Raw genomic sequence first — 14,217 nt, 5'->3', positions numbered from 1 at the left:
GGGGAATACCGTAATTGAAAACATACATTTCGTTTTTGGTGCAGATCCCGATCCATTTCAAAAAGAAATTAATTTCGGAAAGTTCCACGTTATTTAGCGGAATTTGGAGGACAAGATCACAATGGGTCATCATTTGACATACATCCATTTTTCCCCACTTTCCATGGGAATTTTCAGATAAACCGGAGATCCTTTCAACGATCTCCTCAAAATAAAGCCGATTGTGAAGAGTTTTTTTTACCAACCTTTTTCCTTCTTCAGATTTTCTATGTGAGCAAAATGATGATGACAATGCCAGGCGTAAAATGCCAGGTAATTTCTCAGATCATAATCTTTATCCTGTTCCGGATGATGGAAGGTTCTTTCAAATTGTTTGTTGGTAAGACTTTTAAGCAAGACAGCCCACCTCTGGTGTGTTCCTTTGATCATTCTCATAGCCGGTTTTACAGGCATATTTCTGCTGTCCTGAAGTTCAGCCCATTTCGCTTCATCATAAGGCTTTATCGTGGGATTATCTTCCGTAAGAGCCAGTTTAAAACGGGTAAAACTGTTGATATGGCTGTCCGCAATGTGGTTGATAAGTTGCCTTACGGTCCATCCACCTTCCCTGTATTGGGTATCCAGCTGATCATCATTAAAATTTTCAATCAGGTTTTTAAGCTTTCCCGGAAAATTTTTGATAACCTTTATATGCTCATCCAGTTCAATATCAGAAATGTGTCCCGGCATATGAAAAGGACCGATTGGAAATTTCTTGTGTTCTAAATCACTCATTGCATTCATTTTAAAAGGTAAATGTTGTCGTTTTGTCCGATAATTCAGTTTTGGACGGATATTTGAGTATTTGTTTTTGTAAATTTATCAAAAATTCGAGAAATCTTAATATGAAAAAAGCGTTAATAATCGTAGATGTGCAGAATGATTTTTGTGAAGGGGGCGCCTTAGCTGTTCCGGGAGCCAACGAAGTGATTCCATATATCAATCTTCTGATGGAAGAAAACGAGTACGATCAGATTGTTTTAACTCAGGACTGGCATCCTGAAAATCATAAAAGCTTTGCAAGCAATAACGGAAGAAAAGTGGGAGAAAGCATCATTCTGAACAGTGTTCCGCAGTTTATGTGGCCGGATCATTGTGTGCAGGGAACTTTCGGGGCAGAATTTCATAAGGATCTGAACAGGGATAAGGTAACCCATATCGTTCAGAAAGGAAAGAATCCTGAAATAGATAGCTATAGTGGCTTCCAGGACAATAACCACTTTATGAAAACGGGTCTTGACGACTTTTTGAAATATCATGACATCCAGTTATTGGAAATTGTAGGTCTGGCCTTGGATTACTGTGTAAAATTTACCTGTCTTGATGCAGTTGCAAACGGATACATTACCTGTTTGCATTTTAATGGAACCAGAGCAGTGAATGTTAAGCCGGATAATGGCAGAGATGCTATTTATGAAATGCTTCAGAAAGGAGTAACTGTTCTGGGATAATGTAGTCATGAGCTATGAATTTAACGAAGTGAAGAGTCTCAACAAATAGTATAAAATAAGCGTGGTAATCTTTGAATACCACGCTTTATTTTATTGGGAAGACAAATAAAAACTCATCTCATCACTCAAACTTATACCGCTTAATTTCTTAAAGCATTTTTAAATTGTTTACCTCTAAATCTGTAAGGATTCTCCAATGTCCTCGTTTGATATTCTTCTTCGTCAATCCGGCAAACATCACCCGGTCTAAGGCTTCCACTTCATATCCTAAACGTTGGAAGATTCTTCTGATCACACGGTTCCATCCGATATGTATTTCTATTCCCACTTCATTTTTAGGTTTTCCTTCAATAAAAGAGATCTGGTCTACAACTGCTACGCCTTCCTCCAAACGGATTCCGTCAGCAATAGCTTTCATATCCTCAGTAGACAGTTTTCTGTCTAAAGTTACATGATAGATTTTTTTCACATTGAATGACGGATGTGTCAGTTTTTTTGTCATATGACCATCATTCGTCAATAAGATAACCCCTGTTGTAGAGCGGTCAAGCCTTCCTACAGGGAAGACTCTGTATGGAGAAGCATTCGCTACTAAATCCATTACCGTTTTTCTGGCTTTGTCATCCTTGGTCGTGGAAATATATCCTTTCGGTTTATTTAAAAGTACATAAACAGGCTTTTCAGGAGTAATGCTTTGTCCGTCAAATATAACACGGTCCGTTTTCTGAACCTGATACCCCATTTCCGTCACTACTTTTCCGTTCACTTCCACCAAACCCTGGGTAATAAGCTCATCGGCCTCTCTCCTGCTGCAAATCCCGGAATTAGCAATATATTTATTAAGACGGATGGTATCCTTATGAAGATCTTTATCAATTTTAGTCAGTCTTCTTTTCTGTACAAAAGATTTTGCCCTGTCATCATCCCTGTCATTTCTGTTAAAAGGTTTTTTACCAAATTTCAAATTTCCTCTTTCATATTTATCTCTGCTGTCAAAATCCCTTCCGCTGCCTCTTTTAGAAGCAGGTTTCCCGAAAGTTTTTCTCTCTTTACCTTCATTTTTATTGGTAATGTAAGGTTTTCTTTCAGATTTTGAACCTCGTTCCTCATGTTGGCCGTCAGAACTTTCATTTCTTTTGAAAGGCTTTTTTTCAAACTTTGAATTTGTTCCTTTATGCTCAGAATTTCTTTCACCCGTTTTAGGAGAAGATTTCTTAAAAGACTTTGATCCTGAAGAATTTCCAGATTTAGAAGCACGAGAATTATCAGAATTTTTCTTGATTGAAATTCTTGGTCTTTTGGGTCTTTCTGAATTGTTATTATCTCTGCTCATTCTAAAAATTTCTGCAAAGATACTAATTTAGTTACGAGTTAAAAATTAAGAATCATAACTTTGCACAATAGTTTCACTATTAATCTTATAGAAATTCCTAAAATGATCACAGTATTAAACGATAATTTTTCTCAGTTAAACGATTTTCTTCATGAAAAAACATTCAGCAAAATTTTTATCCTTGTTGATGAAAATACACATGAATATTGTCTCCCAACCCTCTTAGGCAATATGGAAACCGATCTAAGCTTTGAAATTCTGGAAATTGAAGCGGGAGAAGAAATGAAGAATATCCAAACTGCCAATCAGCTTTGGGAAATTCTCACGGAAATGAAGGCGGACAGAAAAGCCCTGATGATCAACCTTGGCGGCGGCGTTATTACAGATATGGGCGGCTTTGTAGCATCTACTTATAAAAGAGGAATTCCCTTTATCAATATTCCCACCACATTATTATCCATGTGTGATGCTTCCATTGGAGGCAAAACAGGCATTGATCTCATGCATTATAAAAATATGGTAGGGACGTTTACTTTCCCCGAGCAGATTTTTGTATATCCTCAATTTTTAGAAACGCTTCCCTTTAAAGAATTAAGAAGCGGTTTTGCAGAAATGCTTAAGCATGGATTGATTGCGGATAAACAGCATTGGGACCACCTTATTCAAATCCATAAACTTGATGTGGATGCTGTGACAGCTCATATCCAAACATCCATGGACATCAAACAGGATGTTGTAACAAAAGATTTTCACGAAAAAGATCTCAGAAAAACCCTGAATTTCGGACATACGATAGGCCATGCCATTGAAAGCTTGTGTCTTGAGCAGGGAACCCCCATCCTTCATGGAGAGGCAGTTGCCGCCGGAATGATTTGTGAAGCCCACCTGTCCTATCTTGAAGACCTTCTTTCTAAAGAAGATTCCGAAATCATTGTAGAGAATATTAAGAGATATTATCCTTATTTAGACATTACGGATTTTACAAATGATGATATCTGCGCCTTATTATTAAATGATAAGAAAAATACGGATAACAAGGTCAATTTTTCATTACTTTCCGGCATTGGTTCCTGTATTTATGATCATCAAAGCAGCCAGAAGAATATCCTTCAATCGCTTGAATTTTATAGAAAATTAAATGATTTCTAAAAAATAACTCCATTTTTCAGCCTTATTTTATGACTATTTTTAACAAAATTGTCAATTTAGAGTATTTCTAAACAAATGTTTGATAGGTTTTTAAGTATTTGATTTTTAATGTTTTAATTTTATTGACTTTATAAAAGTTGATTTAAATCATAATGTTTTTTTGTACAATTCCCCACTTTGGCAAACAATTTGAAATATAGTCTTCGTCAAAAATGAAATTGACGTAGTAAAATTTAAAATTAGAAATAGTAAATATTAAAAAATTAGGTTATGAAAAAGTTAATTTTAGGATTAGCAGTAACAGCAAGCTCATTAGCATTTGCACAAACTACAACAAACTCATCTTCTCCGGTAGCTTTCGGTATTAAAGCGGGGATGAACGTTTCTTCTTTATCTAAAGACGAAGGATTAGATGATCAAAAATCAAAAATCGGATTCAACGGAGGTGTATTTGCTAATATTCCTGTTGCTAGCTCATTCAGCGTTCAGCCGGAGTTATTATACTCTCAGTATGGTAGCAAAGCTGAATATACAGTATTAGGAGATAAATATTCTTCTTCAACTAATTTGGATTACCTTACAGTACCTGTAATGTTCCAATATAATGCACTTCCTAATCTTTATTTAGAGGCTGGTCCGGAATTCGGATTCATGCTAAGCGCAAAAAATAAAGTTAAGAATGAAACAACCGGTAATTCTTCTACAACAGAAGATTTCAAGGATGATTTGAATACATTTAACTTCGGTATCGGTTTAGGAGCAGGATATTATTTCACTCCAAACATCGGTCTTACGGCAAGATATGTAGCAGGTCTTACAGATATTGCTAAAGACAGACCAAGCGGTTCTGACGCAGTAAAAAACAATGTATTCCAGGTTGGATTAGCATTTAAATTCTAAGAAAGAATTAAGTAATAAATTATAATTAGTAAAGCCGGATTTATAGTCCGGCTTTTATTTTTTTTCATTTGTTATGGTTTGGCAAGAAATTTGCCCGGACGTGTATGATATTAATTCAAGTAATCATTAAAAAAATTTTAACCATGAAAAAAGTATTATTAGGGGCTGCTTTAGTAGCGGGCTCATTAGCATTTGCGCAAACTACATCTGCATCTTCTTCTCCGGTATCCTTCGGATTAAAAGCAGGCCTTAACATTTCTACCATCTCAGGAGACGACTCTAAAGCAAAAGCTGGATTTTACGGAGGTGCCTTCGCTAATATCCCTGTTGCCAGCTCATTCAGTGTACAGCCGGAAATTTTATATAACGGTGTTGGTGCAAAAGCAGACGGTATGGAAGACTTAAAAGTAAACTTAAGTTATATCTCCGTTCCTGTAATGTTCCAATATAATTTCGTTCCAAATTTCTATCTTGAAGCAGGGCCTCAATTCAGTTTCCTGATCGATTCTAAATTCAAATATCAGGATGTATCTGTAGACGGGAATGACTATGTAAAAGGATTCGATTTCGGGATCGGAATTGGTGCAGGATATTATTTCACTCCAAATATCGGTCTTACGGCAAGATATGTAGCGGGTGTAACTGATATTGCCAAGGAAACTAACGGAATCCAGGCTGAAGGAAAAAATAATGTTTTCCAGGTAGGATTAGCATATAAGTTCAAGTAACAAATTTTGATTTCAATAGAAAAGGTCAGGTTTATTTTTAAATCTGACCTTTTCATTTATGGCTTTTGGTACGCTTTTTTTTACCGGGCAATTTGCCTTTTCTAAACTCATATTTTCCAATTTAAAGAAACATATTAAGCTAATAACAATTTGATTATCAAATATTTATAATTTTGGCAAGCATTTTGCAAAATAATTCAAGTCTTATTGAAAAATAAAGACAAAGTTTAAGTAGTAAAATTAAAAAACAAAATTATGAAGAAGTTATTTCTAGGACTAGCAATAGTCACTGGGTCTCTGGCGTTTGCTCAGGAAACAAAAACAACGGTAAAAAATCCACTTGTTAACAAAGAAACCGGCCCTGTAAAATTTGGAATCAAAGCTGGTGGTAATGCCGCCTCATTCAGTGAGCAGGAATTGAGTACGAAGAATCAGAAAATCGGGTTTCATGCCGGAGTTCTCGTTAATATTCCGCTTTCTCAAAAATTCAGCCTTCAGCCTGAAGTATTGTACAATGAATTGGGAGCTAGAAGCGTAGTCTCCTCTTCAGAGGTAACAACGGGTTCAACAACTGTAAAAACCCAAAATGAGTACAAATCTTCTCTAAATTACATTTCAGTACCATTAATGCTTCAGATGAAGCCAGCCAAAAACTTTTACATTGAGGCAGGACCGGAATTCAGTTATTTCCTGAATGGTAAAAACAAAGGGGAAAGCACTGTTGCAACCACAACGGGAGGAGTTACCACTACGCAGGCAACGTCTTATTCGGAAGATATTGATAAAGACAATATCAAGAAATTCAATGTCGGTTTAGGTTTGGGTCTTGGGTATGATTTCACTCCGAATGTCGGGATCAATGCAAGATATGTAAACAGCCTTACGCATGTTGCCAATAATTCAGGAGTCAGTGAAGACGCTAAAAATATCAATACCAACCGGGTATTCCAGTTAGGATTGAATTATAAATTTTAAAACCAATTTTTAACTCCAAATGCAATTTTTTTGCATTATTGGCCGGAATATTTTTCCGGCCATTTTATTTACTGACTATTCAAATATTCGCGGATCGTCACTGATTACTCCATCTATTCCCATGCTTTTTAGCTCTTCTAACCTTTCTTTCGTATTAACGGTCCATGGAATAACTTTCATGCCTAAAGCATGGCATTCCCTTACAAGCTCTGGCGTTACAAGATTCTGCTCCGGGCTGTAAATTGTAGGAGTAAAGCTTAGAAATTTCATATCTTCTGCCACTCCACTAAGATGATTGGGATATAACCGGAACTTTTCAATCGGTATATTTTGAAAATGTGTCCTCTGCTGTGCCAATTTTTTATCATCTACTTTTTCCACCAGCAATGCGGTCATTATGTTGGGGTATTCTTTATGAATGATTTCAAGGGTTCTGGGGTCAAAAGACTGGATAATAACACGGTCTTCAATTCTTTTTTCCACGATAATTTTCATCATCAGGTCAACAAATTCTTTCGGTTCAGGATGAAAGATGTTATCTGAAAACGGGCGTGTTTTGGTTTCTATATTATAATAAGGCAAAGGTCTTTTCAGCTCACGCGCATATTTTTCGCATGCATCTATAACTTCCGAAAAAAGAGGTTTCTGTACCTTCATTTTCTTTTGATCGGGAGAACTATTTAATTTCTTTAAGCCTACATCAAAGGTCTGAATTTTTGCATAGGGCATATCATAAATTTTATAATAAAACCCGGAATCTTTTGGAATATAAGTACCATCCGGTTTTGTAACCAGATCAGGAGAAAGAAAAGCATCATGTGAAAGAATTACTTTTTTATCCTTGGTAATGGCCAGATCCATCTCCAATGTGGTAACGTTCATCTTTAGAGCATTCTTCATAGCCGGAATGGTATTTTCGGGATATAAAGATTTTCCGCCGCGGTGTGCCTGATTGTCAAAAGACTGAGCAGAATACAGTTGAGCCAACAACATCAAAAGACCTGTAAAAAATATATTTTTCATACTTGAAATTTAATTCACAAAATTAAAATGCAGATGTTTCTCTTATGATACAGGAATATTAAGCTTTTGCTACATTTAAAAAGGTCAGACTTACAAGCCTGACCTTTTTATTTTATATTAATACAATGATTAATTGAATAATTCTATCTCCTCTCCTTTTTCTACAGGATACTGTTCGGTAAAACATCCGAAGCAGTGGTTGGAAGATCCTAAAATTTCTTTCAGGTTATCCGTACTCAGGAATTCTAAAGAATCTACCCCAAGATATTTTCTAAGTTCTTCCGTAGACATATTCGCTGAAATAAGATCATCCTTTGAAGGAGTATCAATACCTAAATAGCATGGCGCAATAATGGGCGGAGAAACACTTCTGAAGTGAATTTCTTTTACTCCTGCATCCTTTAAGATCTTAACCAGTCTTTTTGAAGTGGTACCACGAACGATAGAATCATCGATGATTACTACTCTTTTATCTTTGATCTCAGAAATAATCGGATTTAGCTTTAAGTTTACTACCCTTTCTCTCATTTCCTGTGTCGGAACGATAAAACTTCTACCAATGTATCTGTTTTTGATCAGAACCGGGCGGAAAGGTATTCCTGAAGCTTTTGAGAAGCCAATGGCTGCCGGAACTCCGGAATCCGGAACTCCAATCACCACATCTGCTTCTACCGGAGCCTGATGCCAGATTTTTTCACCCGATTTCTCTCTGATTTCATAAACATTGATGTTTTCCAGTGTAGAGTCAGGTCTTGCAAAGTAGATATATTCAAAAGAACAGATTCTTTGTCGGCCTTGCTCATTCACCATATAAGAATGCAGTTTTCCCGGTTCATTTTCATTGGTATAAATAATCTCTCCCGGTAAGATATCACGGACATATTGTGCTCCTACAGCATCAAGGGCTACCGATTCGGAAGCTACAACGTATGTTTTTTCGTCGATGGCTCCTAAAACCAATGGACGGATTCCGTTGAAATCTCTGAAAGCAAAAAATTTATTTCTTGTCATTCCCACCACAGAATAAGCACCCTGGATTTTTTCCATGGTTGCTTTAATGGCACCCCGAAGTCCTAAGTCAAGGTTCTTTTGGATCAGTCTTAAAATAACCTCAGAATCCGAAGTAGCACGGAATACTACTCCTTCTGCTTCCAATTCCGCTTTCAATTCTTTTGCATTGGTTAGGTTACCGTTATGTGCAATAGAAAGTATAATCTGGTCATATTCGTTTTTGGCAAAAAATGGCTGGAAATTATACTTCTTTTTATCTCCTGCAGTTGTATAACGTGTGTGACCGATGGCAGAATTTCCCATAAAAGTTTCAGGATCCTGAATCTCTTTATAAACGTCCAACACCAAGCCTTCATCTTTCATATTGGTGATTTTCCCGTCCTTCAGAACGGAAATACCGCAAGCTTCCTGTCCTCTGTGCTGTAAGGCAAAAAGACCGAACTGTGAAAGAGAAAACGTATCCACATCATTGTCCGAATACATTCCGAAGATTCCGCACTCCTCATTCGGAGCATCCAGTCTTTCTTCTTCCTGCGTTCTGAAAAGATTTCTCCCGTACGGCTGGTTGTTAAACTGTTTTAAATATTCACTTTTATGAATGTCTAAACTTTTCATTTCTATTTTTCTAAAATTAAAAGATTCAAAATTTAATGATTAAAAAAACATTCTTCGTTTAATTTTAAATTTTTACATCTTTAAATAAATTAAATCTTATTTCTGTAGAAGGTTTTTAAGACGGTTGTAGATTTCTACGTAAGCCTCGGTTACTTCTCCTAAATCTCTGCGGAAACGATCTTTATCAAGCTTCTTCATGGTATCTTTATCCCAAAGCCTGCAGGTATCCGGAGAAATTTCATCAGCAAGAATGATCTCGCCGTTTGATGTTTTACCTAATTCAATTTTGAAATCTACTAAAATGATATTGATCTTATCAAATAAATCAATTAAGATTTCATTGATATCTGAAGTCAGCTCGTACATTTCATCAAGCTCCTCATAGGTGGCTGCACCTAAGAAAACAGCATGGTGATCGTTGATTAGCGGATCTCCCAATTCGTCTTTTTTATAGCAGATGTCAAATATAGTTACCGGAGATTTGATTCCTTCTTCTACTCCTAATCTTTGAGCCATGCTTCCCGCGGAATAGTTTCTTACCACCATTTCCAAAGGAATAATGGATACTTTTCTTACCAATTGTTCTCTTTCGTCTAATTTCTTGATGAAATGAGTTTTAATCCCTTTTTCATTCAAATATTCAAAAATAAGGGTGGTAATAGCGTTGTTCATTTCACCTTTCAGATCCACCTGGCCTTTTTTCTGAGCATTAAATGCTGTAGCATCGTCTTTGAAACGTACTACTACTTCATCAGGATTATCGGTAGCAAATACTTGTTTCGCTTTACCTTCGTACAACATTTCTTTCTTTTGACTCATAACTTTTACTTTTCTAAATTTATAGTTAGATTTATATTATTTAATTAAAATTCCCGTTAAAACAGCCATTCCGAAACTCAGAAGCGTACCGATAAGCACATATTCTGTAAGTTTTCGTTGTTTAGCCTGTGCAAGGTCGCTGAACCTGAAAACAGATTTGGCAGCCACCATGAAACCTACTCCCTCCCAGTGATTCACCAAAATAAAAGTGAATACCAGTAAACGTTCTAAAATTCCTATATATTTTCCAGCACTTGTTAAAGATTCGGTCTGTAGCTTGTTGAGTTCCTCCGCAACAGGTGTCCAGGAGGATAACAGTATTTTAATGAAAACAGAAGCTGGCGCCGTTAAAAATAAAGCTGCCACGAAGATTTTCAAAAATTGCTGATTTTCAATAAAATTCAGGTTGAATTCTTTATAATACAATGAAATCCCTGCTATTACCAATATATGCAGAAGCTGGTCTATAAAAAACCACCTTTTTTTAGTTTTAATGTTTTGAAAGCTTAACTTAAGAGAGTCAATGATATAATGAGAAGTGCCTACCAAAAGAGCAACCCACCACAATTGTACATCCCAAAGCACAATAAAACTTAAAGCGGTATGAATGAGAACGTGGAAGTATAAATATTTACTTTTCAGCTTACGGCTTTCCTTATCTGCAACCCATGAATTTGGCTGAAGTATGAAATCTCCGAGTAAATGTGCCAATATGAGTTTAATGAAAATCATGCCTACAGTTCTGAAATTTTCTTTTTAAAGTATTGATTGGTTTCTACAATAAGGTCATAATTGGCACGTTTCAGTCTCTGGCTTACAGAGGATTGTGAAATAGCAAATTTCTTAGCGAGGTCTTCCTGCGTAATATCTTTATTCATGATCATTTCATGAATGATTTCCGCCGTAGCCATGGTCCAGTTATCAAAGTCTTTGGAAGACCATTTCAAAAGGATATTAAGGTCTCTGTCCACAGTGTCACTGGTGGTTTTGATTGCTACGGTATGGCCGTCATTTTTAAGATCATTCAGTAACCGTCCGGAATTTACGTAAGCGGTGCCGTTGGATTCCGTGATTTTTTCGGAGGAAAAATTTTCTTCACCGATACCGATGGCGATACGTACATCTAAATTTTCCTGACTTTTTATAAGAGACTTAATGGCTAGAAAATGCCAAAAGACATCATCAATATTACATTTCAACTGAAATTCGTCGCCTCTGTAGATTTCCCATGCGAGCGGTGTGCTTCCCCAATTTTCCAGAAGATTCTTTAGCCTGGTAATCCAGACTTCTGTGTCCGCATGCTGTGAGTTTATAATATCACCGGTAATGACCGCTATCATTTTGCAAATATAAGCATAAATACTTATAAATAAAAGATATAAGCAGAAACACTTATAGATATTGATTATTAGTGAATCTGCTTATATCAATGATGCTTTAAATCAGTATATAAAACTGATTTCATAAGATTTAGCTTCCTATTTTTTGATGAACTGAAAGGTTTTTTCATCCAGTTTCAACAAATAAGTTCCGGTTCTTAAGTTTTGAACAGAAATATTTTTCTTGTTTTTGAACGGATTTTTCTCTGTATATACCGTTCTTCCCGAGAAATCTATGAGCTGGGCTGTTTTTATATCAGACACCTCTCCTTTTACAAAAATATCATCCTGCACCGGGTTCGGGAATATACTGATTTCTTTGTTGCCTGCTAAAATTATATCAGATGTTGAAAGTACACCAAGGTTTTGGCAATAGTTGCTTGCATAGGAATCCCATTCTGTAATGCTAAAGGTAGTGGCAGGCTGGGTAACCGTATTTTTTCTGTATAAGGAAATATTTGCTAAAACAGTAGAATTATTTTGACTACTCACTCCTATTGCATCTACAGTAGTAGATTTATACCTCAGTTCAAGATAATTGCTGCCGCCAAACGTCATCTGGGGAGCGGCTGTTACAAATCTTGCCTGGTTAACGGTATAGCAGGAGAAATTAGCATTTGGATTCATAATAACGGCGGTTTCATTATTTTGGATTATTCCTTCCAATTCGTAAGGATCTACAAAATAATATCCCGATCCGCTGTTGAACTGGATAGACAACCTGTAATCGTTAAGATTGACAGGGTGGCCGGTTCTATTGGTAATTTCAATAGCTTTATTATTGGAGGTTCCTTCTAAATATTTAGTAACCAGAATATCTTTAGCATAGATATCAGAATTTAAAGTAGTAATAGAAACAGTATTGCTTTCAGGAGAAAGCAAATATCCGTTATCATAAGCTTTTACGGTGAAATTATAAGATGTGGACGGACTAAGATGATCAATGCTTATTGATGTGTTTGAAGTGGCTGCCACCTGAATGCCATTCTGATAAATTTTATAGCCGATAACATCTGTACTTGCACTTGGAGTCCAGCTTAACGTGGCAAAATAAGCACTGTTTTGTGTTACAGTTAAATTAGATGGCGTTTGAGGAGGAGCAGCGTCCGGAGTTTGTCCCCAAATAGCATTCACCCAAGCCGGATTATCCACAAAAGGATTCCTGTTTTTCTGAATAGCGTAAACCGCATTATTCCTGTCAATTTCCCTTTGAGACACAGGGTCCTGGATGTGCCACTGAAGAAGCATCGCTATATAAGCCGGATCAAATGATCTTTCCTCCGTGCCGTCCAATGGATTGGTATCTGAGGCCGGATTGGCATTATTATTAAAATTAAAGCTTCCTAATTTGCCTTCATATCGTACGGCAAAATATAATAAACTTCTTGCCACATCTCCTTTGAATTCATTGATAGGTTCATATACCCTTCCTGTATAGGCATATCCGGGAATGGCACTATTCCCTATTTTTGAAGTGTTGGTAAAAGTATAATGAATAGTGGAATTGGAAATTCCATATGGGTAATTGCTTCTGCGCTGGTTTATATATGCGTCCGTAGGAATTATAAAAAATAAATCAGAATACATGGGGTAATTGCTGTAAAAAGTACTCTGAGGCATCATATGCTCCCTGTTGTAACCCGCACCTTCTGCCGGAGCACTCGTTGGTATATTAGCAGAAGTATATTCATAGGCATCCGGTCCGGTCGGAATCTCAGAATAAATATCCAGGAGAAGAGTGGTATTGGTAGCGTCATGATCATAATACTTATCCAGATCTGTCTGATTATAATAATTCGGAAGATCACTGTAATGCCAATTGATATTTTTTGCCGAAATAATATCATGAAGCTTCGTTTTCAGAGCGTATCCGGAAAGACCTGCTGTTCCATCATAATACCCTGCGGGAATCTGCGCACTAATATAAGATGAAAATAAAATAAGAGGAAATAGAATTTTTTTCATGCCTTAAAATATGGGTGACTAAAATAGTAAATTAATATACTCAAAGTTCTGAAAAATTTATTAAAAAATGATTAAATCTTATAATGCAAAATTTTGATATATAGATTTTTGTGAATAATATATTATGACTGAAATAATTTTTTTTGCATTTCAGCAATTTGAGTATCTTTGAGAACTAACTATATCTATATGAATACAGAGACTATTGACAACATCAAAATGATAGCGGAGACGGCTAGAGAATTTGCTGAAAAGAATATCAGACCTAATATTATGGAATGGGATGAAAGCCAGACTTTTCCTAAAGACTTGTTTCACCAGCTAGGAGAAATGGGCTTTATGGGAATCGTTATTCCTGAAGAATATGGTGGTTCTGGTCTTGGGTATCATGAATATGTTGCTATCCTGGATGAAATTTCACAGGTAGATCCGTCTATAGGTCTTTCCGTTGCCGCACACAATTCCCTTTGTACCAATCATATTTATGAGTTCGGAAATGAAGAGCAGAGAAATAAATGGCTTCCTCAGCTGGCTTCCGGAAAAGTAATCGGAGCCTGGGGGTTAACGGAGCATAATACCGGCTCAGATTCAGGAGGAATGTCGACTACTGCGGTAAGAGATGGTGACGAATGGATCATTAACGGTGCTAAAAACTTCATCACTCACGCTATTTCAGGAGACATTGCCGTGGTAATGACAAGAACGGGTGAGAAAGGAGCGAAAAACAATTCAACAGCGTTTGTTTTAGAAAAAGGAATGCCTGGTTTTACTTCCGGTAAAAAGGAAAACAAATTAGGAATGCGTGCTTCTGAAACTGCTGAATTGATCTT

General features: G+C 36.5%; 14 protein-coding genes and 1 pseudogene. 6 read left to right on the top strand and 9 right to left on the bottom strand.

The features are described from left to right. Together ACGHIN_RS14495 and ACGHIN_RS14490 are read right to left on the bottom strand one after the other, a co-directional pair. Window positions 1-244 (bottom strand): annotated as a pseudogene (locus ACGHIN_RS14495) (hypothetical protein); the annotation flags it as partial. Then, window positions 238-774 carry a YfiT family bacillithiol transferase gene (locus ACGHIN_RS14490; RefSeq protein ID WP_390454982.1) on the bottom strand — a complete coding sequence of 179 codons (537 nt, stop codon included), beginning with the start codon at window positions 772-774 and terminating at the stop codon, window positions 238-240. The pseudogene ACGHIN_RS14495 and the gene ACGHIN_RS14490, both read right to left, overlap by 7 nt. 110 nt (window positions 775-884) lie before the next feature. Between ACGHIN_RS14490 and pncA the strand changes: the two genes are divergently transcribed. Beyond that, on the top strand, window positions 885-1,490 hold the full coding sequence (gene pncA / locus ACGHIN_RS14485; RefSeq protein ID WP_390454979.1) for a bifunctional nicotinamidase/pyrazinamidase: 606 nt from the start codon (window positions 885-887) through the stop codon (window positions 1,488-1,490). A 148-nt stretch (window positions 1,491-1,638) separates the two neighbouring features. Here the strand turns inward: pncA and ACGHIN_RS14480 are convergent, their stop codons facing one another. Next, window positions 1,639-2,562 (bottom strand): pseudouridine synthase, encoded by a 924-nt coding sequence (locus ACGHIN_RS14480; protein WP_390454984.1) that lies wholly within the window; start codon window positions 2,560-2,562, stop codon window positions 1,639-1,641. A gap of 363 nt (window positions 2,563-2,925) precedes the next feature. Between ACGHIN_RS14480 and aroB the strand changes: the two genes are divergently transcribed. From aroB to ACGHIN_RS14460, 4 genes are all read left to right on the top strand, one after another. Beyond that, window positions 2,926-3,972 carry a 3-dehydroquinate synthase gene (aroB, locus tag ACGHIN_RS14475; protein WP_390454976.1) on the top strand — a complete coding sequence of 349 codons (1,047 nt, stop codon included), beginning with the start codon at window positions 2,926-2,928 and terminating at the stop codon, window positions 3,970-3,972. Between the two features lie 270 nt (window positions 3,973-4,242). Next, complete coding sequence (locus ACGHIN_RS14470; protein ID WP_390454973.1) at window positions 4,243-4,872, top strand: porin family protein; 630 nt, start codon at window positions 4,243-4,245, stop codon at window positions 4,870-4,872. Between the two features lie 143 nt (window positions 4,873-5,015). Then, window positions 5,016-5,600 (top strand): porin family protein, encoded by a 585-nt coding sequence (locus ACGHIN_RS14465; protein WP_390454970.1) that lies wholly within the window; start codon window positions 5,016-5,018, stop codon window positions 5,598-5,600. A 255-nt stretch (window positions 5,601-5,855) separates the two neighbouring features. Further along, the gene (locus tag ACGHIN_RS14460) at window positions 5,856-6,575 is read left to right on the top strand and encodes a porin family protein (RefSeq protein ID WP_390454967.1); all 720 of its coding nucleotides are present in this window, start codon (window positions 5,856-5,858) and stop codon (window positions 6,573-6,575) included. 75 nt (window positions 6,576-6,650) lie between these two features. Here ACGHIN_RS14460 and ACGHIN_RS14455 read toward each other — a convergent pair whose 3' ends face one another. From ACGHIN_RS14455 to ACGHIN_RS14430, 6 genes are all read right to left on the bottom strand, one after another. Then, window positions 6,651-7,598: a glycerophosphodiester phosphodiesterase family protein gene (locus tag ACGHIN_RS14455; RefSeq protein ID WP_390454964.1), complete on the bottom strand. Its 948-nt coding sequence runs from the start codon at window positions 7,596-7,598 to the stop codon at window positions 6,651-6,653. A gap of 129 nt (window positions 7,599-7,727) precedes the next feature. Further along, complete coding sequence (purF, locus tag ACGHIN_RS14450; RefSeq protein WP_390454961.1) at window positions 7,728-9,224, bottom strand: amidophosphoribosyltransferase; 1,497 nt, start codon at window positions 9,222-9,224, stop codon at window positions 7,728-7,730. Between the two features lie 96 nt (window positions 9,225-9,320). Further along, on the bottom strand, window positions 9,321-10,043 hold the full coding sequence (purC, locus tag ACGHIN_RS14445) for a phosphoribosylaminoimidazolesuccinocarboxamide synthase (protein WP_390454958.1): 723 nt from the start codon (window positions 10,041-10,043) through the stop codon (window positions 9,321-9,323). Window positions 10,044-10,079: 36 nt separating this feature from the next. Continuing rightward, window positions 10,080-10,775, bottom strand: coding sequence for a DUF3307 domain-containing protein (locus ACGHIN_RS14440; protein WP_390454955.1), 696 nt, complete (start codon window positions 10,773-10,775; stop codon window positions 10,080-10,082). Between the two features lie 2 nt (window positions 10,776-10,777). Next, entirely contained in the window at window positions 10,778-11,383 is a 606-nt protein-coding gene (locus ACGHIN_RS14435; protein ID WP_390454952.1) for a SatD family protein, read from the bottom strand. Window positions 11,384-11,521: 138 nt separating this feature from the next. Beyond that, window positions 11,522-13,387 carry an endonuclease gene (locus ACGHIN_RS14430; RefSeq protein ID WP_390454949.1) on the bottom strand — a complete coding sequence of 622 codons (1,866 nt, stop codon included), beginning with the start codon at window positions 13,385-13,387 and terminating at the stop codon, window positions 11,522-11,524. 189 nt (window positions 13,388-13,576) lie between these two features. On the opposite strand from ACGHIN_RS14430, the gene ACGHIN_RS14425 reads away from it, so the two are divergent. Beyond that, on the top strand, window positions 13,577-14,217 hold a 641-nt coding region (locus ACGHIN_RS14425), incomplete at its 3' end, for an acyl-CoA dehydrogenase family protein (protein ID WP_390454946.1).

It is taken from the genome of Chryseobacterium barbadense (genome assembly GCF_042849955.1).
GTDB lineage: Bacteria > Bacteroidota > Bacteroidia > Flavobacteriales > Weeksellaceae > Chryseobacterium.
This window is presented reverse-complemented; position numbering and strand designations above follow the sequence as displayed.